20 protein-coding genes, 3 tRNA genes and 2 pseudogenes are annotated in these 20,417 nt (G+C 72.3%); 13 read left to right on the forward strand and 12 right to left on the reverse strand.

The features are described from left to right. Window positions 1-210: 210 nt before the first annotated feature. The 3 genes and pseudogenes from ACIBTX_RS03650 to ACIBTX_RS03660 form a co-directional block, all read right to left on the reverse strand. Complete coding sequence (locus tag ACIBTX_RS03650; protein ID WP_357171652.1) at window positions 211-1,215, reverse strand: LacI family DNA-binding transcriptional regulator; 1,005 nt, start codon at window positions 1,213-1,215, stop codon at window positions 211-213. A 101-nt stretch (window positions 1,216-1,316) separates the two neighbouring features. Continuing rightward, a pseudogene (locus ACIBTX_RS03655) lies at window positions 1,317-1,694 on the reverse strand (NAD(P)/FAD-dependent oxidoreductase); the annotation flags it as partial. A 113-nt stretch (window positions 1,695-1,807) separates the two neighbouring features. Beyond that, window positions 1,808-2,792: pseudogene (locus ACIBTX_RS03660) on the reverse strand (dihydrolipoyl dehydrogenase family protein); the annotation flags it as partial. Between the two features lie 89 nt (window positions 2,793-2,881). Here ACIBTX_RS03660 and ACIBTX_RS03665 point away from each other — a divergent pair. Next, window positions 2,882-3,958 (forward strand): serine hydrolase domain-containing protein, encoded by a 1,077-nt coding sequence (locus tag ACIBTX_RS03665; protein WP_357171655.1) that lies wholly within the window; start codon window positions 2,882-2,884, stop codon window positions 3,956-3,958. Here the strand turns inward: ACIBTX_RS03665 and ACIBTX_RS03670 are convergent, their stop codons facing one another. Together ACIBTX_RS03670 and ACIBTX_RS03675 are read right to left on the reverse strand one after the other, a co-directional pair. Then, on the reverse strand, window positions 3,959-5,284 hold the full coding sequence (locus ACIBTX_RS03670) for a deoxyribodipyrimidine photo-lyase (protein ID WP_357132051.1): 1,326 nt from the start codon (window positions 5,282-5,284) through the stop codon (window positions 3,959-3,961). After that, window positions 5,281-6,204, reverse strand: coding sequence for a phytoene/squalene synthase family protein (locus ACIBTX_RS03675; protein ID WP_363660407.1), 924 nt, complete (start codon window positions 6,202-6,204; stop codon window positions 5,281-5,283). The genes ACIBTX_RS03670 and ACIBTX_RS03675 overlap by 4 nt, the downstream gene beginning before the upstream one ends. Window positions 6,205-6,268: 64 nt before the next feature. On the opposite strand from ACIBTX_RS03675, the gene ACIBTX_RS03680 reads away from it, so the two are divergent. From ACIBTX_RS03680 to ACIBTX_RS03715, 8 genes are all read left to right on the forward strand, one after another. Then, a complete protein-coding gene (locus ACIBTX_RS03680; RefSeq protein WP_357132057.1) occupies window positions 6,269-7,411 on the forward strand; it encodes a polyprenyl synthetase family protein in 1,143 nt (380 codons plus the stop codon). 28 nt (window positions 7,412-7,439) lie between these two features. After that, window positions 7,440-8,921 carry a phytoene desaturase family protein gene (crtI, locus tag ACIBTX_RS03685; RefSeq protein ID WP_363660408.1) on the forward strand — a complete coding sequence of 494 codons (1,482 nt, stop codon included), beginning with the start codon at window positions 7,440-7,442 and terminating at the stop codon, window positions 8,919-8,921. Beyond that, a complete protein-coding gene (gene idi, locus ACIBTX_RS03690; protein ID WP_357132063.1) occupies window positions 8,918-9,541 on the forward strand; it encodes an isopentenyl-diphosphate Delta-isomerase in 624 nt (207 codons plus the stop codon). Before crtI ends, idi begins: the two co-directional genes overlap by 4 nt. After that, window positions 9,531-10,475 (forward strand): MerR family transcriptional regulator, encoded by a 945-nt coding sequence (locus ACIBTX_RS03695; RefSeq protein WP_357171658.1) that lies wholly within the window; start codon window positions 9,531-9,533, stop codon window positions 10,473-10,475. The genes idi and ACIBTX_RS03695 overlap by 11 nt, the downstream gene beginning before the upstream one ends. Before the next feature lie 76 nt (window positions 10,476-10,551). Next, window positions 10,552-11,352 (forward strand): polysaccharide deacetylase family protein, encoded by an 801-nt coding sequence (locus ACIBTX_RS03700; RefSeq protein ID WP_357132069.1) that lies wholly within the window; start codon window positions 10,552-10,554, stop codon window positions 11,350-11,352. A gap of 143 nt (window positions 11,353-11,495) precedes the next feature. Next, a tRNA-Glu gene (locus ACIBTX_RS03705) sits at window positions 11,496-11,568 on the forward strand. Window positions 11,569-11,599: 31 nt separating this feature from the next. Then, window positions 11,600-11,673: transfer RNA gene (locus ACIBTX_RS03710), tRNA-Asp, on the forward strand. Between the two features lie 99 nt (window positions 11,674-11,772). Next, window positions 11,773-11,846, forward strand: a tRNA-Phe gene (locus tag ACIBTX_RS03715). A 126-nt stretch (window positions 11,847-11,972) separates the two neighbouring features. On the opposite strand, the gene ACIBTX_RS03720 is transcribed toward ACIBTX_RS03715, so the two are convergent. Then, a complete protein-coding gene (locus ACIBTX_RS03720; RefSeq protein WP_363660409.1) occupies window positions 11,973-12,299 on the reverse strand; it encodes a hypothetical protein in 327 nt (108 codons plus the stop codon). A gap of 140 nt (window positions 12,300-12,439) precedes the next feature. Next, window positions 12,440-13,432 (reverse strand): hypothetical protein, encoded by a 993-nt coding sequence (locus ACIBTX_RS03725; protein ID WP_363660410.1) that lies wholly within the window; start codon window positions 13,430-13,432, stop codon window positions 12,440-12,442. Window positions 13,433-13,598: 166 nt separating this feature from the next. Here ACIBTX_RS03725 and ACIBTX_RS03730 point away from each other — a divergent pair, with 166 nt between their 5' ends. Continuing rightward, window positions 13,599-14,123 (forward strand): SRPBCC family protein, encoded by a 525-nt coding sequence (locus ACIBTX_RS03730; protein WP_355048395.1) that lies wholly within the window; start codon window positions 13,599-13,601, stop codon window positions 14,121-14,123. A 97-nt stretch (window positions 14,124-14,220) separates the two neighbouring features. Here ACIBTX_RS03730 and ACIBTX_RS03735 read toward each other — a convergent pair whose 3' ends face one another. After that, the gene (locus ACIBTX_RS03735) at window positions 14,221-14,925 is read right to left on the reverse strand and encodes a DUF2786 domain-containing protein (protein WP_357171661.1); all 705 of its coding nucleotides are present in this window, start codon (window positions 14,923-14,925) and stop codon (window positions 14,221-14,223) included. 128 nt (window positions 14,926-15,053) lie between these two features. On the opposite strand from ACIBTX_RS03735, the gene ACIBTX_RS03740 reads away from it, so the two are divergent. Beyond that, window positions 15,054-15,503 carry a hypothetical protein gene (locus tag ACIBTX_RS03740; protein WP_357171662.1) on the forward strand — a complete coding sequence of 150 codons (450 nt, stop codon included), beginning with the start codon at window positions 15,054-15,056 and terminating at the stop codon, window positions 15,501-15,503. Window positions 15,504-15,543: 40 nt separating this feature from the next. On the opposite strand, the gene ACIBTX_RS03745 is transcribed toward ACIBTX_RS03740, so the two are convergent. Beyond that, the gene (locus tag ACIBTX_RS03745; protein ID WP_363660412.1) at window positions 15,544-15,933 is read right to left on the reverse strand and encodes a hypothetical protein; all 390 of its coding nucleotides are present in this window, start codon (window positions 15,931-15,933) and stop codon (window positions 15,544-15,546) included. Between the two features lie 155 nt (window positions 15,934-16,088). On the opposite strand from ACIBTX_RS03745, the gene ACIBTX_RS03750 reads away from it, so the two are divergent. Beyond that, the gene (locus tag ACIBTX_RS03750; protein ID WP_363660413.1) at window positions 16,089-17,432 is read left to right on the forward strand and encodes an ABC transporter substrate-binding protein; all 1,344 of its coding nucleotides are present in this window, start codon (window positions 16,089-16,091) and stop codon (window positions 17,430-17,432) included. A 68-nt stretch (window positions 17,433-17,500) separates the two neighbouring features. On the opposite strand, the gene ACIBTX_RS03755 is transcribed toward ACIBTX_RS03750, so the two are convergent. Then, window positions 17,501-18,244, reverse strand: coding sequence for an enoyl-CoA hydratase/isomerase family protein (locus ACIBTX_RS03755; protein ID WP_363660414.1), 744 nt, complete (start codon window positions 18,242-18,244; stop codon window positions 17,501-17,503). Beyond that, window positions 18,241-19,098, reverse strand: a complete 858-nt coding sequence (locus ACIBTX_RS03760; RefSeq protein ID WP_357132261.1) for a 3-hydroxyacyl-CoA dehydrogenase family protein — start codon at window positions 19,096-19,098, stop codon at window positions 18,241-18,243. Before ACIBTX_RS03760 ends, ACIBTX_RS03755 begins: the two co-directional genes overlap by 4 nt. 178 nt (window positions 19,099-19,276) lie before the next feature. Between ACIBTX_RS03760 and ACIBTX_RS03765 the strand changes: the two genes are divergently transcribed. Continuing rightward, the gene (locus ACIBTX_RS03765) at window positions 19,277-19,567 is read left to right on the forward strand and encodes a hypothetical protein (protein ID WP_357132114.1); all 291 of its coding nucleotides are present in this window, start codon (window positions 19,277-19,279) and stop codon (window positions 19,565-19,567) included. A 45-nt stretch (window positions 19,568-19,612) separates the two neighbouring features. On the opposite strand, the gene ACIBTX_RS03770 is transcribed toward ACIBTX_RS03765, so the two are convergent. After that, entirely contained in the window at window positions 19,613-20,392 is a 780-nt protein-coding gene (locus tag ACIBTX_RS03770; RefSeq protein WP_357132117.1) for a class I SAM-dependent methyltransferase, read from the reverse strand. Between the last annotated feature and the right edge of the window lie 25 nt (window positions 20,393-20,417).

Below are 20,417 nucleotides of genomic sequence, written 5' to 3' on the forward strand. Positions count from 1 at the left end.
GCCAGGTGTGAGTGGAGTCACTGTAACGAGCACGACTCATTTCAGCAAGGTGTCGACGAGGTTTTGAAAGGACTCGACATCGGGGCGACAGACGACGACAGGATGCGGGATTGCGCCCGTTATGCGGCTACTTGCGCACCAAAAAGGCCGTCGACCGCGAGAGCGGTCGACGGCCTTCGGGGAAGGTCGGTCAGTGGGCCAGGAGCGCGATCACCGGCGGGGTGCGGGCGCGGTCGAGCCGCGGACCACCAGCTCCGGCTCGAACAGCAGCTCGTCCTGCAGGACGCCGGCACCCTCGATCTGGGTCACCAGCAGGTCCACCGCCGCCTGTCCCATCGTCTCGATCGGCTGCCGGACAGTGGTCAGCGGCGGATCGGTGCAGGTCATGAACGCGGAGTCGTCGAAGCCCACCACCGAGATGTCCGTCGGCACCGCACGACCCAGCCGCCGGGCGGCCCGGATCGTGCCCAGAGCCAGGACGTCGCTGGCGCAGATGATGCCGGTCACGCCCCGCTCGACCAGCTTCGTCGCGGCGACCCGGGCGCCCTCCATCGAGAAGCTGGAACGCTCGACGCACTCCCGTTCGGCGTCACTCCAGTCGGCGGCCTGCACCATCGCGTCCAGCTTGCGGCGGGACGGCACGTGCCCCTCCGGGCCGAGCACCATCCCGATCCGCTCGTGGCCGAGCGAGCGCAGATGCCCGTACGCCTGCTCCACCGCCACCGCGTCGTCGGTCGAGACCCGGGGAAAGCCCAGCTCGTCCACACCGGCGTTGACCAGCACCACCGGCAGGCCCCGGTCGGTCAGCCGTCGGTAGTGGTCGTGCCGGGCGTCGGCGAGCGCGTACGAGCCGCCGGCGAAGATCACGCCGGACACCTGGTGGTCGAGGAGCATCTCGACGTAGTCCATCTCGGACACGCCGCCGATGGTGCGGGCGCACAGGGCCGGCGTGTAGCCGCGCTGGGCGAGCGTCCCGGTCACCACCTCGGCGAGCGCCGGGAAGATCGGGTTCTGCAACTCGGGCAGCACCAGCCCGACCAGCCGGGCACGCTCACCGCGCAGCTTGGTCGGCCGCTCGTAGCCGAGCACGTCGAGCGCGGTCAGCACCGCCGTCCGGGTCGCCTCGGAGACACCGTCCCGACCGTTGAGCACCCGGCTGACGGTGGCCTCGCTGACGCCCGCCTTCTTGGCAACTTCAGTCAACCGCTTGGTCACGGCCGCAATCGTACGTCACAGAAATGAAAGAAATGAACCGTGAAACGGTCAGATTTTGCGGTGCAACTGTCGCAGCTCGCCAGGCTTCAACCGGTTCGTCGTCAGGACAGATCGCGCAGCGCGTCCTCGATGGCACGGTGGAACGTGGGGTACGCGTAGATCATGTGCCGCAGTTGGCTCAGCGGCACGGCCGCGTGCACCGCCACCACGAGCGCCGACAGCACCTCGCCACCGGCCGGGCCGACCGACGTCGCGCCGATCAGCACGCCCTGGTCGGCGTCCGCGACGAGCTTGATGAAGCCCTCGTCGCCGACCCGGTGGATCCAGCCCCGGGTCGAGCTGCTGAGCTTGGTGAACCCGACCTGCACGTTGATCCCGCGTTCGCGGGCCTGCCGCTCGGTCAGCCCCACGGCGCCGACCTCGGGATCGGTGAAGGTCACCCGGGGCAGCGCGCGGTAGTCGGCGCGCGGGACGGTACCGGCCGAGCCGCTCGATCCGCTGGCGGCCAGCGAACTGGAGGAACCCATCGCACCGCCGACCACGCTGGCGGTCCCGCTCGCGTCCGGGCCGGCGGTCGCCTGCCGGTAGTGGGCGAGGACGTCGGACACCACGATGGCCGCCTGGTACATGGCGATGTGCGTGAACGCCCCCTCGCCGGTCAGGTCACCCACCGCCCAGATGCCCTCGGTGACGTGCATCCGGTCGTCCACCGGCAGGTAACGCTGCTCGGCGTCGACGCCGACGGTGTCCAGCCCCAACTCCTCCAGGTGCGCCCGACGCCCGGTGACGACGAGCAGGCGCTCGGCGGTGAACTCCGCCCCACCACCGCCGTGCAGCGTGAAACGGTCACCGTCATGGTCGACCCGTTCGGCGCGTACCCCGGTGTGGATCTCGACGCCGTCGGCGCGCAGCGCGGCGGCGGCAACGTCGGAAGCCTCCGGCTCCTCCACGGCCAGCACCCGGTCCAACGCCTCCACCACGGTGACACGGACGCCGAAGCGCGCGAAGACCTGGGCCAGTTCCAGCCCGATCGCGCCACCACCGAGCACCAGCAGCGACTCCGGCAGCTCCTCGACCTCGATCGCCTGGTGGTTGGTCCAGTACGGCGTGTCGGCCAGGCCGTCGATCGGCGGCACCGAGGGCCGGGTGCCGGTGCCCAGGACGATGCCGTGCCGGGCCTGGAACACCTGGTCGCCGACGCGGACGCGCGCCGGGCCGTCGAGCCGGCCACTACCCCGGACGAACCGGCCACCCTTGCCGGTGAACCGGTCGACCGCGACCTTGTCGTCCCAGGTGTCGGTGGCCTCCTCGCGGATCCGCTTCGCCACCGGCGCCCAGTCCGGCTGGACCTGCGCCGTGCCCGCCAGCCCGTCGACCCGACGCGCCTCGGCGAGCGCGTTGGCGGCCCTGATCATCATCTTGCTCGGGATGCAGCCCCAGTACGGGCACTCGCCGCCGACGAGGTCCCGCTCGACACCGACGACGCTCAGGCCGGCCTCGGCGAGTCGCTCGGCCACCTCCTCGCCGCCCACCCCGAGGCCCACCACGACAACATCCACCAGCTCCGGCTCCGCCACCGGAACAGCATCCCCCAACGGCACCGTCCCGACCACCGGGGTCCGGAAAGTCGGCGGGCGTACCGCTCCGGAGCGCCTACGGTGATCCGATGCACGCACGCTTCGCCCCCGTCCGGGACTGCTTCCACGACCTGCTGACCGCCGGCCGGGAGACCGGTGCCAGCCTCACCATCTGGTACGACGGCCAGCCGGTGGTCGACCTGGTGGGCGGGTTCCGCGCCGGTGACGGGCCGTCCGGCCAACCGTGGCGACCGGACACGCTGGTCAACGTCTACTCGGTCGGTAAGCCGGTGGCCGCGCTGTGCCTGCTGCTACTCGTCGACCGGGGCCGGGTCGACCTGGACTCGCCCGTGCAGCGGTACTGGCCGGAGTTCCGTACCCCGGCCACCGTGCGGCACGTGTTGTCGCACACCGCCGGGCTGCCGGCGTTCCCGGTGCCCCGGCCGGCCAGCGCGGTCGCGGACTGGGCGCTGCTCGCCGGCGACCTGGCCGCCGCCGAGCCCGAATGGCCGCCCGGAACGCTGGCCGGCGAGCACGCCTGGACGTACGGCCACCTGGTGGGCGAGCTGGTCCGCCGGGTGGACGGCCGCAGCGTGGGCCGCTTCCTCGCCGACGAGATCGCCGGCCCGTGGCAGCTCGACCTCGGGTTCGGGCTGGCCGAGACGGACCAACGGCGCTGCGCGGACCTGCGCTACGGCGACCCGGAGTGGCCGATCCGCAAGCTGGGCGAGCCGGAGACCCTGCGGGCGAGGGCGTTGGGCAACCCGGCCGGTGGGCTGGACCTCGCCGTGCTGAACAGTCCGCTGTGGCGGGGTGCCGAGATGCCGGCGGTCAACCTGCACGCCACCTCCGTCGGCCTGGGCCGGCTCTACGCGGGTCTGCTGGCCGGCGGCGTCCTGGACGGCGTACGGCTGTTCAGCCCCGCCCTTCTCGACGAGGCGACCCGGGTCCAGTACGACGGCCCGGACGTGGTGCTGGACCGCCGGGTCCGGTGGACGCTGGGCATGCAGTGGGAACCCGACCTCAGTTGGGGCATGGGCGGGCTCGGCGGCAGCAGCGCCTGGGCCGACCCGGTACGCGGCTACACGCTCGCGTACGTCACGGCACAGCTCGCCGAACACGACCGGGTCGACGAGCTGGCCGAGGTGCTGCACTCCTGCCTCTGATCAGCGCAGCCAGACCGGATCGGTGCCGGGCACGGTGAGCGGCGGCGGATAGTCAAGCGTGCGGCGAAGGTCGTCGGGCAGCTTCCACGGCTGGTGGATGGCCTTGCCCGACACCTGCGCCAACTCCGGCACCCACCGGCGTACGTAGTCGCCGGCCGGGTCGTACCGCTCGGCCTGCCGGACCGGGTTGAACCCCCGGTACGGCTTGGTGTCGTTACCGGTGCCGGCGACCCACTGCCAGTTGCCGGAGTTGTTGGCCACGTCGCCGTCGAGGAGCCAGCGGAAGAAGACCTGTACGCCGGCCCGCCAGTCCTGCCCCAGGTGCTTGGTGAGGTAACCGGCGGTGATCAGCCGGGCCCGGTTGTGCTGCCAACCCTGGGCCCGCATCTGCCGCATCCCGGCGTCCACGATCGGCATGCCCGTCCGGCCCTCGGCCCAGGCCGTGCGGGCGTCATCGTCGTAGCGCCACTCTTCGGTGGCGCCCCGCCGGTACGCGGCCGTCGAGATCTGCGGGAACGCGGCGGTGACCTGGTAGTAGAAGTCGCGCCAGCAGATCTGCCGCACGAACGGACCGGACCGGTCGCCGGCCCGGTTGGCCACCGACATCGGCGACACGCAACCGAAGCGCAGGTACGGGCTGAGGCGGGAGGTGTCGTCGCCGGCCATGTCGTCGTGCTGGTCGTCGTACCGGCCCAGCTCGGGCAGCCAGTCGGCGAGCCGCTGCCGGGCGACGCGTTCGCCGCCGACGGCCGCGTCCGGTGACTCCCCCGCCGGCAGCGCCGGCAACCCGCCCACGCTCACCCCGTCGGGCAGCACGATGCGGCGCGGCGCGGCCAACTCCTCGCGCCACCGGGCGGCGGCCCACGCCCGGTGGTAGGGGCTGAACACCCGGTAGTGGTCGCCTCCGCCGCCGGGCCGCAGGGCGCCCGGCTCGACGACCGTCAGCCCCGGAAAGAGCCGCAGGTGCAGCCGGTGCCGCTCGCACTCGGCCCGCAGTCGGCGCTCCCGCCGGCGGGCGTAGTGGCTGACGTCGGCGGAGAGCGCCACGGCGGTGGCACCGACCTTGCCGGCCAGCCCGATCGTCTCGGCCACCGGGTCGCCGCGCCGCACCACCAGGTCGCCGCCGCGCTCGCGCAGCGCGTCCCGCAGGTCGGCGAGCGCCTGGTGCAGGAACCGGGTGCGGTTGGCCGACAACCCGGCCAGGGTCGGGTCGAGCACGTACAACGGCACCACCCGGTCGAACGCCGCGCAGGTCGTCGCCAGCGCCGGGTGGTCGTGTACCCGCAGGTCGCGGGTGAAGAGCACGACCGCGGTGCCCCCGCTCACGGGGCCGCCGGCTGGACCGTCGGGCCCGGGATCGTGACCGGGGTACCCGTCGACGTCAGCAGAGCACGCGCGGCCACCGCCATCCGTCGCCGCTGCGGCACCAGGGCGCGACGGGCGAACACGTCGTAGTCCTGCGCGGCCACCTCGTCGAGGATGCCGCCGTAGAGCGCGTACGCCGTGCGCATGCACGCCTGCGAGGCGGGAGCGAGCATGGTGATGCCGGGCGCGGCGGCGGCGTAGTGCGCCTGGGCCCGGGTCACCTCGTACTCGATCAACTCGCGGGTGTGGGGCGTGCCCTGCCCTCGGTCGCGGGCCTCGATCAGCTCCTCGCGGGTGACGCCGAACTTCGCCAGGTCCTCGTCGGGGAGGTAGGTGCGGCCCCGGTCGAGGTCCTCGGCGACGTCCCGGATGAAGTTGGTGAGCTGGAAGGCGAAGCCGAGCTGCCGGGCCGGCTCGCGGGCCGCCGCCGGGTCGGAGCTGCCCAGGATCGGCAACATCATCGTGCCGATCACCGCCGCCGAACCCTCCATGTAGTCGAGCAGGTGGTCGTATGTCGGGTACGAGGTGACCGTCAGGTCCATCGCCATGCTCTTGAGAAACGACGCGAAGTCGTCCCGGTCCAGATCGAAGATGGCGATCGTGTGCAGCACGGCCGGCAGCAGCGGGTCGTCAACCGACGCGCCGTGCAGGCCAGCCACGAACCGGCTGGCCCAGTCGTCGAGCAGGGCGGCCCGCTCGGCAGGTGGGAGGGCCTCGGTGCTGTCGACGATCTCGTCGGCGTACCGCGTGAATCCGTAGAGAGCGTGCACGTGTCGCCGTTTCCACGCGGGGAGCAGCCGGGTGGCGAGATAGTAGGTGCGGCCGTGACGTTTGTGCAGCTCACGGCACCGGTCATAGGCAGCGGTGAGATCGGTGTCCACGGGCCCTCCTCAAATATCGACGCACCAATCGACGCAACTCGTACCCTAGGGTACGCTCGTCCACATGGCCAACGACGCAGTTGCGGGCAACGCGGTACGTGTGGCGCCGACGGAGCCAGGCGAGCGGGACGACCCGGTCCGCGCTGTCCTGGCCGCTTACACCCAGGACCTGATCACCGCGGTCGACGAGACCCTCTCCACCTTCCTCACCGCCGAGGTCGACACACTCACCGAGATCGACGCAGCCATGGGCGGATTCGCGTCCGCCGCACGCGCGGCCGTGCTGTCGGGCGGAAAGCGGATCCGGTCCACGTTCGGCTACTGGGGCTGGCGCGGGGCCGTCGGTGGCGACGAACCGCTCCCCGCAGTCCTGCCCGCGCTGGCCGCGCTCGAACTGCTGCACACCTTCGCGCTGGTCCACGACGACGTGATGGACGCCTCCACCACCCGTCGCGGCCGGCCCACGGCACACGTCGCGCTCGCCGCCCAGCACGTCGCCGCCGGTCACCGGGGCGACCCGGACCGGTTCGGCGAGGCCGCCGCCGTGCTGATCGGCGACCTCTGCATGGTCTGGGCCGACAAGCTGCTCGCCCGCACCGCCATCACCCCGGCGAGGCTGTTCGAGGTCCGCCGCTGCTACGACCAGATGCGGGTCGAGACGGTCGCGGGGCAGTACCTGGACGTGCTCGGCGAGAACGACCCGGAAAGCTGGTCGGTCGATCGGGCGCTGCGCGTAGCGCGCTACAAGACCGCCAGCTACACCGTGCAGCGACCGCTGCTGTTCGGCGCCCGCCTGGCCGGGGTGACGGTCGACGACGCGCTGGTCACCGCGTACACCCGCTACGGCCTGGCCGTCGGCGAGGCGTTCCAGCTCCGCGACGACCTGCTCGGCGTCTACGGCGACCCGGAGTCGACCGGCAAACCGGCCGGCGACGACCTGCGCGTCGGCAAGCCCACCACGCTGCTCATGCTGGCCCGCCAACTGGCCACGCCGAGCCAGCTCCGGGCGCTGGAGCAGACCGACGGCGAACCCGTCGAACGGCTCGCCGACGTGGTCGCCGCGACCGGTGCGGTGGCCCGGGTGGAGCGGATGATCGCCGAGCGGGTCGGCGATGCCCTGGCCGCGCTCGACAGCGCGCCCGTGGACCGGACGGCGCGTACCGCGCTGACCGGGTTGGCCACCGCTGCCACCAGTCGGCGGGCCTGATGACCGAGGATCTCGAGGAGGTGGTCACGTGCGGACGGTGACGGGACGGACGGACCGGGTGGTGGTCGTGGGCGCCGGGCTGGGTGGGCTCGCCTGTGCGCTGCACCTCGCCGGCAGCGGCCGGCAGGTGACGGTGCTGGAGCGCGAGCCGGTCCCCGGCGGGCGCGCGGGCCGACTCTCCGTGGACGGGTACGAGTTCGACACCGGCCCGACCGTGCTCACCATGCCCGACCTCATCGCCGAGGCGCTCGGGGCCGTCGGCGAGGAGCTGCGCGACTGGCTCGACCTGACCCCGCTGGACCCGGCGTACCGGGCGTACTACCCGGACGGGTCGACCCTCGACGTACGCACCGACACCACCCGGATGGCCGCCGAGATCTCCCGGGTCTGCGGTCCCCGGGAGGCCGACGGCTACCTGCGCTTCGTCGACTACTCGCGCGAGCTGTGGCGGCTGGAGCGGGCCGACTTCATCGAGCGCAACCTGGACGCGCCGACCGACCTGCTCACCGGCAACCTGCTCAAGCTGCTCACCGGTGGGGCCTTCCGCCGCCTCCAGACCAAGATCAATCAGTTCTTCCGGGACCCGCGTACCCAGCGGATCTTCTCCTTCCAGGCGATGTACGCCGGGCTCGCCCCACACGACGCGCTGGCCATTTACGCGGTCATCGCGTACCTCGACTCGGTTGCCGGGGTCTACTTCCCCCGGGGCGGCATCCACGCGGTCTCCCGCGCGATGGCCGGCGCGGCCGAGAAGCACGGCGTGCAGATCCGGTACGACACCACGGTGACCCGGGTGGAGACCGCGAACGGCCGGGCCACCGGCGTACTGACCGCCGACGGCGAGCTGGTGCCGGCGGACGTGGTGGTGCTCAACCCGGACCTGCCGGTCGCCTACCGGGACCTGCTGCCCGCCGCGCCCGCGCGACGCCTCACCTACTCGCCGTCCTGCGTCGTCCTGCACGTCGGCTCGCGGCAGGGCTATGCGAAGATCGCCCACCACAACATCCACTTCGGACGCGCGTGGAAGGGCACCTTCGATGAGGTCATCCGCAGGGGTGAGCTGATGACCGATCCGTCGCTGCTCGTCACCAATCCCAGCCGGACCGACCCGTCGGTGGCACCAGCGGATCGGCACACCTACTACGTGCTCGCGCCCGTGCCGAACCTCGATCGGGCGCCCTTCGAGTGGCGTGGCGACCTGACCCAGCGGTACGGCGACCAGCTCATCGCGACGCTGGAGGAGCGCGGCTACGTCGGGTTCGGCGACGGCGTCGAGGTGCTGCGGGCGATCACCCCCGCCGAGTGGGCCGAGCAGGGCATGGCCGCCGGCACACCGTTCGCCGCCGCGCACACCCTCTTCCAGACCGGGCCGTTCCGCCCGTCGAACCTGCACCGACACCTGCCGAACGTCGTCTTCGTCGGCTCCGGCACCCAACCCGGCGTGGGCGTACCGATGGTGTTGATCTCTGGCAAGCTGGCCGCCGGCCGGATCACGGGGGAGGGACGATGAGCAGTCGCGAGGACCACCTCGTCGAGCTGGTCGACGACAACGGGCGAGCCCACGGAGACACCACCGTCGCCGCCGCACACCAACCACCGGGGCAACTGCACCGGGCATTCTCGGTGATGCTCGTCGACCCGGACGGCCAGGTGCTGTTACAACGACGGGCCGCGGTCAAGACCCGCTTTCCGCTGCGGTGGGCGAACTCCTGCTGCGGCCACCCCCGGCCGGGCGAGTCGCTCACCGAGGCGGCCAACCGGCGGCTGCGTGAGGAGTTGGGCACCGGTCCGGTCGAGCTGACCCAGGTGGGCGTCTACGTCTACTACGCCGAGGACCCCACCACCGGTCGGGTCGAGTTCGAGTACGACCACGTGCTGCGCGGCGAGTTCCGGCCCGTCGCGCCACTGCGCCCCGACCCGGACGAGGTGGCCGAGCTGCGCTGGGCCGACCCGGCCGCCCTGGAAGCCGACCTCGACCGGGACCCTCGTTCGTACGCGCCCTGGCTGGGCGGGGTGGTGAACCGTCTGTTGCGCCCCTCGGGGTCCTCGTCGGACACCCCCGGCTCCACCACCACGACCCCGCCCGGATCGCCGGCGGACGACGCGGTGGAGCGGTCGGGTGGCCGATGAGGCGTTGAGCGCGGGCGCCGTGGCGCGCCGGCTGGGGGTCGCGGTCACCACGCTGCGTACCTGGCACCAGCGCTACGGGCTCGGGCCCAGCGAGCACGTGCCCGGCCATCACCGCCGGTACACGCCGGCCGACCTGGCCCGCCTCGAAACCATGCGGCGGCTGACCGCCGAGGGCGTCAGCCCGGCCGAGGCGGCTCAATGGGCCCGGCAGGGACCGGACCGCACGCACCTGGACACCGTCCCCCGGGGTCGGATCCGTCCGGCGAGCCGCGACGGCGGCGGCGCCATCGGGGTGGGCCGCGCCGGCCCGGCGGCCCGGGGCCTGGCCCGCGCTGCCATGCGCCTGGACGCGGCGGTGATCAACGAGACGATCGCGCACACGATCGCCGCCAGCGGGGTCGTCGCCACCTGGGAGACCCTGCTGCGGCCGGTGCTCGCCGGCATCGGCGAACGGCATGTCGCCACCTCCGGCCTCATCGAGGTGGAGCACCTGGTCTCCCGGTGCGTGTCGGAGGCGTTCGCCGCGGCCAGCCGGGCCAACCCGCCCGCCGGGCCCGCCCGGATCCTGCTCTCCTGCGCCGACGAGGAGCAGCACACCCTGCCCCTGGAGGCACTGGCCGCCGCGCTCGCCGAGGCCGGGGTGGGCTACCGGATGCTGGGCGCCCGGGTGCCGGTGGCCGCCCTCGTCGAGGCGGTCAACCGGACCGGACCGGCCGCCGTGGTCCTCTGGTCACACACCCGGGCCACCGCCGACCCGGACCAACTCAGCGCGCTGCTCGCCGCACCCCGCCGCCCGCTGCTGATCCTCGCCGCCGGGCCGGGCTGGCGGGCCGATGGCCTGCCCGCCGGAGTGGTCCGGCCGGTCGACCTGGCCGAGGCGGTCTCACTGGCGGTGGCGGTCCGCGATTCGCTGGACCAGTCGCGAGAGGCCTGACCGACCTGTCGGCTCCCCGGCCGCTTCCACTACCGTCGGAGTGGTCCGCCCACCCCGACCCTCCGGGAGCGAACAGATGCAAGCCCGCGCCGCCCTGGCGTCCGTCCTCGCCGTGGTGCTGGTCTTGTCCGGTTGCGCCCAGCCAGACACTGCCATCCACGTCGCCGGGCCGCCGCTGCCCGTCGAGTCGACCACCAGCCCCACGCCGACGCCCACCCCGAGCGCCACCCGCACCAAGCCGCCGAAACCGCCGCTGCGACCGCTGCCGGCGAAGCTCCCGGCCGGGCTCCGGCGCAACACCGGCGTACGGCCCGTGGCGCTGACCTTCGACGACGGGCCCAGCCCCGCCTGGACGCCCAAGGTGCTCGACCAACTGAAGGCGGCCCACGTGACGGCCACCTTCTGCGTCGTGGGCCTCGAGGCCCAGCGGCACCCCGAGCTGATCCGGCGGATCGTCCGGGAGGGCCACCAACTGTGCAACCACAGCTGGCGGCACGACCTCGACCTCGCCCGTCGACCGGTCGCCGACATCAAGGCCGACCTGGCCCGCACCAACAAGGCCATCCAGAAGGCCGCCCCGGGCACGCCGGTGCCCTTCTACCGCCAACCCGGTGGCCGGTGGACGCCAGAGGTCCTCGCGGTGGCCAAGGAGCTCGGCATGCACCCCCTGCACTGGGCCGTCGACCCGCAGGACTGGGACAAGCCGACCGCCACCACGATCGCCAACCGGGTCCACAACTCGGCACGTCCCGGCTCCATCGTGCTGCTGCACGACGGGGGCGGAAACCGGGCCGCGACGCTCGCCGCCTGCCCGCACCTGATCGCCGACCTGAAGCACCGCTACGGCATCACCCGGCTCAAGGCAGATGGACCCTGACCTGCGGTTATGCGCTCCCCGACGGCCCCGGCCATACCGGTTTTGTCGACCGGCCAGGCATCACGTATGCTTTCCAAGCCTCCGGCGGGGCCGGATGGGAGCAAGTCCGCTTGAAGTTGCGAATGTGCAATGATGGCGGGGCCGCCCTCATCGTCTAGCGGCCCAGGACGCCGCCCTTTCAAGGCGGTAGCACGGGTTCGAATCCCGTTGGGGGCACGACCGGCGCAAGCCGGAGCAACACAAGCTAGGTCCTGTGGAGCAGTTGGAGTGCTCGCCGCCCTGTCAAGGCGGAGGTCGCGGGTTCAAGTCCCGTCAGGACCGCAGCGCTGACGCCGCGCCTCGCGCGGCGTTCTGCGTATCGGAGCGTGTGATCCTGTCAGCAGCTCAATCTGCTGGCGGGTAGCATGAGCCGAGCAACACGGCCAGGTAGCTCAGTTGGTACGAGCGTCCGACTGAAAATCGGAAGGTCGGCGGTTCGACCCCGCCCCTGGCCACATAGCCTTTCGCCGGGCTACAGAGGTCCCCACCAGCGAATACGCAGGTGGGGATCTTGCTTTTGTGCCCTCGCTGCGTCCGTCGCCGTTGCCCCTGGTTGCTGCCCGGCCCACCACCATGCGCGGCTAGCGGCGCAGCAGCGCCACCGATCCCGCCGCACTCAGCAGAAGCAACAGGAACACCGCGATCAGTGCAACTCCCACTGGATAGGGCATGGGCACGAGGAACGTTGCGCCATACGCGACCAGGCCCGCGCCGCTCATGACCTGGGCGCAGCCCATCCGCACGGGCCGGGCCCGCTGGATCGGCGTCGGGCGTACCAGTCGAACCCAGGCTGCGGGAAACCGCCGTGAGAGGGCCACCCGCGCGCCCAGCACAGCCCAGGCGAGGCCGAGGACCACGGCCGCAAGGCTCACGGCAATCAAGACCGGGTCACCGTCATCCAGGCTCATGCAGCCATCATCGATTGCGCGTCAAGGTCGCAATCGCCGACAGATCGCACGGCACTTCCACGGCCCGATCGCGGCGGGTACGAGATCTTGGACAGCACAGTTCGGGCCGAACGGAAACTGTCCAAGATCTCGATGTTGTGTCACTGGTCCCCGCAGCCCTGTTGGCGGTGCTGGGCGATCCCACCCTGGATCGCCTCCCACACGCTGCGCCCGGCCTGGCGGATGCTCTCGCTCGCCTGCTCGGCGAGCTGCGCCGCGTTCTGGGCCGCTGCCTGCGCCCCACCCGCGACGCCACCGCCAACCTGCCCGCCACCTCCGCCGCCGTGCTGACCGGCACTCTGCTGGCCGCCGCCGTGCTGACCACCACCACCCTGCCGACCGCCGCCCTGGGCACCACCTGTTGGCCCGCCACTAGCGGGGCCGCCACCGGCTTGGCCGCCCTCCCCGCGCGCCTCCGGGCCACCGCCGGCCCGACCCGCCCCAGTCGGGCCGCCCCTACTCGGACCTTCGCCGGAGGGACCACCACCGGACGGGCCGCCCTCTGGCTGCCCGCTGTCACCTCGGCCACCGGCGGGAGCGCCGGACGGGCCCGGAGCGGGGGTCGAGACGGGCGCACCGGCCGACGGACTCACCGGGCGGACCGGCCGTACCCGCCTCTGGTCGCCGCCCCCGCCGGGCACACCCGCCTGCCGGGCCAGTTCGTCGCGGACGTTGCCGTGCTGTGCGCGAGCGGTGATCTCGGCGGCGCGGGCCGCCAACTGCTCGCTACTGCGGTTCACGTCGTCGAGCGCGCCAGCGCCCGCGCGCGAGAGAGACTCGATGACCTGCGGGTTGTTGTCGATGGTGTCGAGCGCGCGGCCCAGGAGTGTCACCAACTGCTCCAGTCGTACCCGTAGCTGCGCCTCGGCGTGTACCCCGTCGATGTCCAGTTCGACGCCGTGCAGGTGGACCCGTACGCCCGCGTCGAGTTGAAGCAGGTTGGCCAGCCGGGCACGCAGCGAGATGTCGGCGTCCAGCCCGTCCACGGCCAGCCGGATCGAGTCGACCGAGACCTTCGGGATGTCGAGGAGCACGTCCGGGTCTCCGGCGTCGGCGTCCCGCTCCGGCCGTCGCTGCTGCGCGTTCTCGCTCATGCTCTCCCGCTCCGCCCGTGCGCCGAACCCGGTGGTCCGGGCCGTCCGGCGCGGTTACCCGCTTTCCGGCGGGCCATCCCGTGCGTGACGACTCGGCAACCCACTGTCTGGAAAAGGGCACTGCGGAAGCTGCACACCCGGGCATCAGCCGGTATGGTCCGGGCCTATGGGACAGGGGATGGCTGATCCGGCCGACATTCGGCAGGACCTGGAGCGCTTCTCCTTACGGTGCAGTCTCCTCGTCCCCGGGTCCGCCGAGCGGGCGTTCGCCGTGTTCACCGACGAGCTGACCGAGTGGTGGGTCACCGAGTACACCTGGTCCGGTCCGGAAGCTCTCGCCGAGCTGGGCATGGAGCCCCGGGCCGGCGGAATGCTCTACGAGATCGGCCCGTACGGCTTCCGGGCCGACTGGGGTCGGGTGCTCACGTGGGATCCGCCTCGACGGCTGGTCTTCGCCTGGCAGCTCGGGCCGGACCGGGTGCCGGTGCCGGATCCGGCGAAGGCGAGCGAGGTCGAGGTGCTGTTCCTGCCGGACGGCCCCGAACGGACCCGGGTCGAGCTGGAGCACCGGCACTTCGACCGGCACGGCGAGGCGGCCGAGGGCTATCGCAAGGCGCTCACGGCGGGCTGGCACGAGTTGCTGACCCGCTATCTCGCCACGGTGTCGCGCGGCGGCCCGCACACCGCCTGAGCCGCGCCGGGCCGGGCTGATCCAGGCCGAGCCGGGCTGATCCAGGCCGGGCCGCGCCGGGCCCGGCCGCGCCAAGCCGCGCTGCGCCGGGCCGGGGTCAGTGGCCGAGTTGTCGACCGACCCGGCCGGTGTCGAGATTACGGCCGCCCAGGTGAGCGCGGCTGCCCGCCTCGGCGCCGGAGCCGAAGCCCGTGCCGCCGAGGCGACGAGCCGGAGCGGTACGCAGTCGCGGGTACTCCTCGGTGAGCCGTCGCTGCACCCGGTCGGAGCGGTCGGCCAGCACCAACGCCATCGACGGGGCGCCTGACTCGCTGGCCGCCGCGGACTCGGCCGCCCAGAGCCGCCCCCCGATCACCTCCGCGAAGCCCGCGAGCCAGGAGCGCCGGAAGGCGGCCGGATGGTCGTCCGCCGGCACCGCCGTGGCCGCCAGCCCGTGTGCGGCCTGTACGAGCAGCGACGTGAAGAGCAGGTCCACGCGTTCGAGGTCGCTGGCGAAGCCGAACAGGTGGGCGACGAAGCCGTTGCCCTGCTTACGCCGGACGCAGCGGCAGCGCAGCGGCTCGGCGACCGCCGCGAGCAGGCCGACCTTGTCCCGCGCGTACGGGGCGACGATGTCGAGCACGCGGTCGCCGACCGGGTCGCTGGTCGGGTCGCGGACCGCGAGCAGCGCCCTGTCGACGCCGTAGCGGGCGATCAGCTCGGTCGCCTTGGCGGTGAACGCCGCCGACTCGGCGGGAGTGCAGGCCGGATCCTCGGCCTGGGCGAGCAGCTTGCGCACCTTGCTGAGCATGGCCTCGGACATGCCCCAGAGCTATCACACCCGACCGACGATCCCGGACCACGCCGCGATTAATCGATCAGTATCATCGTCACGGTCAGCTCGTACGTCCAATACGGACAGTCAGTTAACTGTTTTCGGAGGCCGCCTGCATGTCATCCCCGACCGCTCGCCTGCTCGCCGTCGCCACGGCCGCCGCGCTGCTCGCCACCGGCGCACCCGCCCAGGCCGCCACGGCCACCCCGAGCGCCGACTCCACCGATTTCACCTCGGGGCCGAACCTCTTCGCGCCGCTCGCCACCTGCTACGGCGGCGCGGTCCGCTCGTTCTTCCAGACCGGCGGCTACGGCGGCCAGGCCGGCCCGTACCGCACCACAACCCGCTGCCGCGACATCAACGTCCGCAACACCAGCGCGTACGCCACCGAAGCCTGCGTGATCTTCATCGACAAGACCAGCAACTGCAACTACTGGACCTACCTGCCGGCCAACTCCGGCTGGACCGTCGTCGCGACGAACGTCCGGGACGGGGTCAACTTCCGGGTCCGCTTCGACAACCTGCGCTACGAGTACGAGCCGCTGGTCGCGTACCACGCTTTCTGAACGGCCCGCGCGGACGCGGCACCCGAAGCGGGTGCCGCGTTCAAACGGCGCGGCTGCGCAGGGTGGCGATCGTCGAGCCGGCGAGCGTGAGCAGGCAGTCGGAGAGCAGCCCGTCGGCCGCCGCCGCGCCGAACAGGGCCTCGCCGGTCGATACGTCCCGGTTGGCGTAGGCGCTCACGAAGCGGGCCACCCAGCGGGTGTCGTAGTCCGCCTGCTCGATGCCCGGGAACTCCAGCGCGCATCCGGTGCTCGTCGGCGCGTCACCGACCATCGTCGCGGCCAGGCACCAGGCGACCCCGTACGCCCCGGACAGGCCGGCCCGGTCGACGACGGCGTCGAACGTACCCGTCACGGCGTCCCCGTCCCCGGCCAGCGCCGATCGGAGCACGGCGGTCGCGTCGTCGAACGTCTGCTGTGGTAGGTCCGTCACGCAGCGCACAGTAGGACGGGGGGTCAAGCCACGGCACTTCCGTCACTGTGTGTATTCACAGTGAGCTACCTACGCATTGCGCCGCCTCCACGGTCCCGCGACCGGCCCGGGCACGCTAATGTGCGCAGCGGACCTTCGCCGGAGGAAGGACGACCATGCTCGTATCACGCCGCTCGCGGGTGGCCACACTGGCTGCCTGCGCGACGATCCTGCTCGCCACAAGCGCTTGCGGGGATGACAAGGCCCAGGAGGGGAGCGCCCAACAGGTGCGCCTCTACGGCACGGACGGCAACATGCTCAACTCCTACCCAGCGGAGTTGAAGGAACGCGCCGACCTCGTCGACGGAATGAAGGGGACCACGCCACTCACCCCACTGCCCGAAGACTTCAAGGGCCGGCTACGGTCCGTCAATCCGGCGCTGACGGACTACCTCTACTCCGCCGAGACGTACGACGCGGTGGTCATCGGTGTGCTCGCCGCCCAACTGGCCGGCAGCACCGACCCGGCGGCCATCGCCAAGCAGATCGTCGGCGTGACCAACAACGGACAGCGCTGCGAGACCCCGGCCGCCTGCCTCACGCTGGCCCGGGCCGGGCAGGACATCGAGTACCGCAGCGTCTCGCTGACCCGCGCCGGCTTCACCGACAAGGGTGAGCCGGCCACCGCGAGCTACGCCACGCTGACCTTCGACGGCCAACAGCTCAACGACGGCAAGACCGAGTTCGTCGGCGCGGGCTCCGAGTCGGCGGCGAGCACCAAGACGCCGCCGAAGGGCAAGAAGCCGCGCCCCGGTGACGCCGACGACCAGAAGCCGCTGATCGTGGGCGGTCTGCTGCCGAAGACCGGCGACCTGGCGATCGCGTACCCGCCGATGGCGGCCGGCGCGGCGCTGGCCATCCGGGAGATCAACGCCGCGGGCGGCGTGCTGGGCAAGCCGGTGACGTGGAAGGACGGCGACGACGGCACCAACCCGGCGGTAGCCAAGGCGACCGTCGCCAAACACGTGGCGGACGGGGTCAGCATCATCATCGGCGCGGGCGCGTCGGGCATCTCCCGCGAGGTGCTGCCGGACGTGGTCAAGGCCGGGAAGATCCTCTTCTCGTCGTCGAACACCGACGCCGGCCTGACCGACGTCGAGGACAAGGGCCTCTACTTCCGTACCGCCCCGCCGGACAGCCTCCAGGGCCGGGCGCTGGCCGACGTGGTCCTCCGCGACGGGTCGCAGAAGATCGTCATCGTCGCCCGTAAGGACTCCTACGGTGAGGGCCTGCAGGCCACCGTCCGTGACGAGTTGGAGAAGGCCGGCATTCCCGGTGACCGACTCAAGCTGCTCACGTACGACCCGCCGGCAGACGCCAAGGCCGCGCCGGTGGACTTCTCCGGCGGCGCGAAGGAGATCAAGCAGTTCGGCGCGGACGCCGTCCTGATCATCGGCTTCGGTGAGTCGGCCCAGGTGATCCGGGCGCTCGCCGACAGCGGGGTGCAGATCCGGCACTGAGCAGTACCTGCGGACCGCGTACGGCCGCACCGGCTCGACAGCCGGTGCGGCCGTTCCCGTTTGCCGCGTCAGCGGGCCCGGCGGCGTTCCAGGAACTCGGTCATGCGGCGGTGCTTCTCCTCGTCCTCGAAGAGCACCGCCTGACTCACCAGGTCGAGCTGCGGGTGCGCGGCGGCGGGCGCGTCGACGGCCAGTTTCGTGAGCCGCAACGCCAGGGGCGAGGCCTGGGCCATCTCGTCCAGCAGCCCGTGCGCCGTCGTCAGCAGCTCGCCGGGTTCGTCCACCACCCGGTTCACCAGACCGATCCGCAGGGCCTCCGCCGCGTCCACCCGACGGCCGGTGAACAGCAGTTCCTTGGCCCGACCTTCGCCGATGAGGGCGGGCAGTCGGTGGGTCGCGCCAGCGCCGGCCAGGATGCCCAACCGCACCTCCGGCTGGCCGAACACCGCCCGGGCCGTACACACCCGAAGATCGCAGGCGTACGCCAGTTCCGCGCCGCCGCCCAGCGCCGGCCCGTCCACGGCGGCCACGCTCGGCATGGGTAGTGCCCTGATCCGCGCGAAGGCCGCCGAGTTGATCGCGGCCAGGGCGTCCGTGCGGCCCCGCTCGCGGAGCTGGCCGATGTCGGCGCCACCGGCGAAGATGCCCTCCGCGCCGCCGGTCAGGAGCAGCAGCCGGGGACGGGCCTCCAACTCGGCGCAGACCTCGTGCATCTCGGCGATCAGGTCGGCGTCGATGGCGTTGCGCTTCTCCGGTCGGGCCAGCGTCACCACGAGCCGGTCCGACCGCTCCTCGATCCGCAGACCACTCATTGCTTGACGCCACCTTCCCAGCGGTAGAAGCCGTGCCCGGACTTCTTGCCCAGCCGTCCGGCGGCCACCATCTCCACCAGCAGCTCCGGTGGCGCGAAGCGGTCCCCGTACGCGGCCTGGAGGGTACGGGCGATGTCGAGGCGCACGTCCAGGCCGACGAGGTCGGTGAGTTCCAGCGGCCCGATCGGGTGCCGGTAGCCGAGCACCATCGCCTTGTCGATGTCGGCGGGGCTGGCCACCTGGTCGGCGACCATCCGGATCGCCTCCAGCCCGAGGGTGACCCCGAGGCGGGAGGTCGCGAAGCCGGGCATGTCGCGTACCACGACGGGGTCCTTGCCCAGCCGGCCGGCGAGCGCGACGGCCGCGGTGGTGGTCTCCTCGGCGGTGGCCGGGCCGACCACGATCTCCAGCAGCGCCATCGCCCAGACGGGGTTGAAGAAGTGCAGGCCGAGGAAGCGCTCGGGCGCGTCCAGAGCCGCGGCCAGCTCGCCGATGGCGATGCTGGACGTGTTGCTGCCGAGCAGGGCCGGGTTCAGGGCGGCGGCGTCGCGCAGCACCGCCCGCTTCAGCTCCAGCCGCTCCGGGACCGCCTCCACGACCACTCCCGGGGCGGGGGCGACGTCGGCGAGGCTCGGCCGCAGGATCACCCGCTGCCGGTACGCGGCGGCCTCGTCGGCGGTCAGCCTGCCGCGCTGCACCGCGCGCTCCCACAGGTCGGCGAGCCGGGTCAGCGCGGTCGCGCCCCGGTCCGCGTCCACCTCGACCAGCTCGACGGCGTGACCGGCGCCGGCCGCCACGTACGCGATGCCGAGCCCCATCGTGCCCGCACCGACGACCACGAAACGATCGTTCATCACGCCTCCCTGTCCGTCCCGGTGGGCGCGCGGGGTCTCCGCCACGCCGGCCCGGGTGCTCGGCCCGCTGCGCTCGCTCATGGTGCGACCCTAGACAGCCCGGTACCCCGCCGATGCGTGGGGGAGCGCGGGATCGGGTACGTACGGCCCGTCAACTCAAGGGAAGGACCGCATCGAGATGAGCCAGGCACCGGAGAGCGTCACGACCGACTCCGAAACCGTGGAGACCCGGGGCGACGAACGGGTCGACCTGCTGCGCGCCGACACCAACAACGACGGCAAGACCGACGTGTGGGTGGTGGACACCGACGGCGACGGCAAGGCCGACCTGTTCCAGTTCGACACCGACGGTGACGGCAAGGTGGACATCACCATGGTCGACCTCGACGAGGACGGCACCCCCGACGAGGTCGTCGACGGCGACGGCGGCCTCCCGCCCGAGCCGCTGCCCCCGACCGTTCAGGTCTGAGTCGTACGACGGCTCCCGCGTCCGTCGCGGCGCGGGAGCCGTCGCTCAGCCGGCGAGGCGCAGGGTGGCCAGGTAGTAGGGGGCGTCGCGGTCGTCCACATCGATCAACCGCCAGCCGCTGCCGTGCACCAGCTCGGCGAACTCGTCCGGCGAGCAGACCAGGTAGTCGAACCATTCGGTGCCGAGTTCCCGGTAGCGCAGCCGGAGCCGGAGCTGGCCGCCGAGCCGCCCCCGGCGTCGGTTGCGCTCGTGGTAGCCGGTGTGCACGGGGTCGCGGGTGCCGTACGGGTTGGTGCCGTGCGCGATGATCTGTGCTCCCGGTCGGGCCAGCGCGGCGAGCGCGGCGAGGAACGCCGGGGCCCGCTCGCGCCCCTCGAACAGCCCGAGGTTGTTGCCGAGCAGCAGGAACGTGTCGTAGCGCCGGCCGTCGGCGACGTGCGTGTCCACCGTTGCGTGCACCAGCCGCCGTACGCCACGCCGTCGGCTCACGTCGAGGGCGCCCGCCGACGTGTCGAGGCCGGTGACGGGTACGCCGCGCTCCTGGAGCAGCAGCGCGATCCGGCCGGCCCCGGTGCCGACGTCAAGCGTCTCGCCCCGGGCCCGGTCGACGGCCCGGTGGTCGTACGGCTGCCAGTCGGCCGGCCCGTCGAGGTAGTGCGCCGCCGGAGCGCCGTTGATCAGGCCGTCGTCCCGCTCGATGATCTCGATGACCGGCCGGGGCAGCCGACCGCCGACCATCGGCCGGGGCCCGACCCCGGTCGCCACGGCGAGCGTGTCCCGCAGCAGTTCACCGACAACGTCACCAATTCCAGGCTCCCCCGTCACGCCGTTCACGCTATCTGGCCGCTCA

The organism is Micromonospora sp. NPDC049359 (genome assembly GCF_044466585.1).
Lineage (GTDB): Bacteria > Actinomycetota > Actinomycetes > Mycobacteriales > Micromonosporaceae > Micromonospora.

Excerpts from the sequence above, each read along its gene's own strand:
- ACIBTX_RS03725 (WP_363660410.1), bottom strand. The coding sequence starts at position 13,432 with ATGAGCGAGAACGCGCAGCAGCGACGGCCGGAGCGGGACGCCGACGCC.
- ACIBTX_RS03730 (WP_355048395.1), top strand. The coding sequence starts at position 13,599 with ATGGGACAGGGGATGGCTGATCCGGCCGACATTCGGCAGGACCTGGAG.
- ACIBTX_RS03740 (WP_357171662.1), top strand. The coding sequence starts at position 15,054 with ATGTCATCCCCGACCGCTCGCCTGCTCGCCGTCGCCACGGCCGCCGCG.
- ACIBTX_RS03680 (WP_357132057.1), top strand. The coding sequence starts at position 6,269 with ATGGCCAACGACGCAGTTGCGGGCAACGCGGTACGTGTGGCGCCGACG.
- ACIBTX_RS03765 (WP_357132114.1), top strand. The coding sequence starts at position 19,277 with ATGAGCCAGGCACCGGAGAGCGTCACGACCGACTCCGAAACCGTGGAG.
- ACIBTX_RS03755 (WP_363660414.1), bottom strand. The coding sequence starts at position 18,244 with ATGAGTGGTCTGCGGATCGAGGAGCGGTCGGACCGGCTCGTGGTGACG.
- idi (WP_357132063.1), top strand. The coding sequence starts at position 8,918 with ATGAGCAGTCGCGAGGACCACCTCGTCGAGCTGGTCGACGACAACGGG.
- ACIBTX_RS03700 (WP_357132069.1), top strand. The coding sequence starts at position 10,552 with ATGCAAGCCCGCGCCGCCCTGGCGTCCGTCCTCGCCGTGGTGCTGGTC.
- ACIBTX_RS03720 (WP_363660409.1), bottom strand. The coding sequence starts at position 12,299 with ATGAGCCTGGATGACGGTGACCCGGTCTTGATTGCCGTGAGCCTTGCG.
- ACIBTX_RS03760 (WP_357132261.1), bottom strand. The coding sequence starts at position 19,098 with ATGAACGATCGTTTCGTGGTCGTCGGTGCGGGCACGATGGGGCTCGGC.
- ACIBTX_RS03750 (WP_363660413.1), top strand. The coding sequence starts at position 16,089 with ATGCTCGTATCACGCCGCTCGCGGGTGGCCACACTGGCTGCCTGCGCG.
- ACIBTX_RS03665 (WP_357171655.1), top strand. The coding sequence starts at position 2,882 with ATGCACGCACGCTTCGCCCCCGTCCGGGACTGCTTCCACGACCTGCTG.
- ACIBTX_RS03735 (WP_357171661.1), bottom strand. The coding sequence starts at position 14,925 with ATGTCCGAGGCCATGCTCAGCAAGGTGCGCAAGCTGCTCGCCCAGGCC.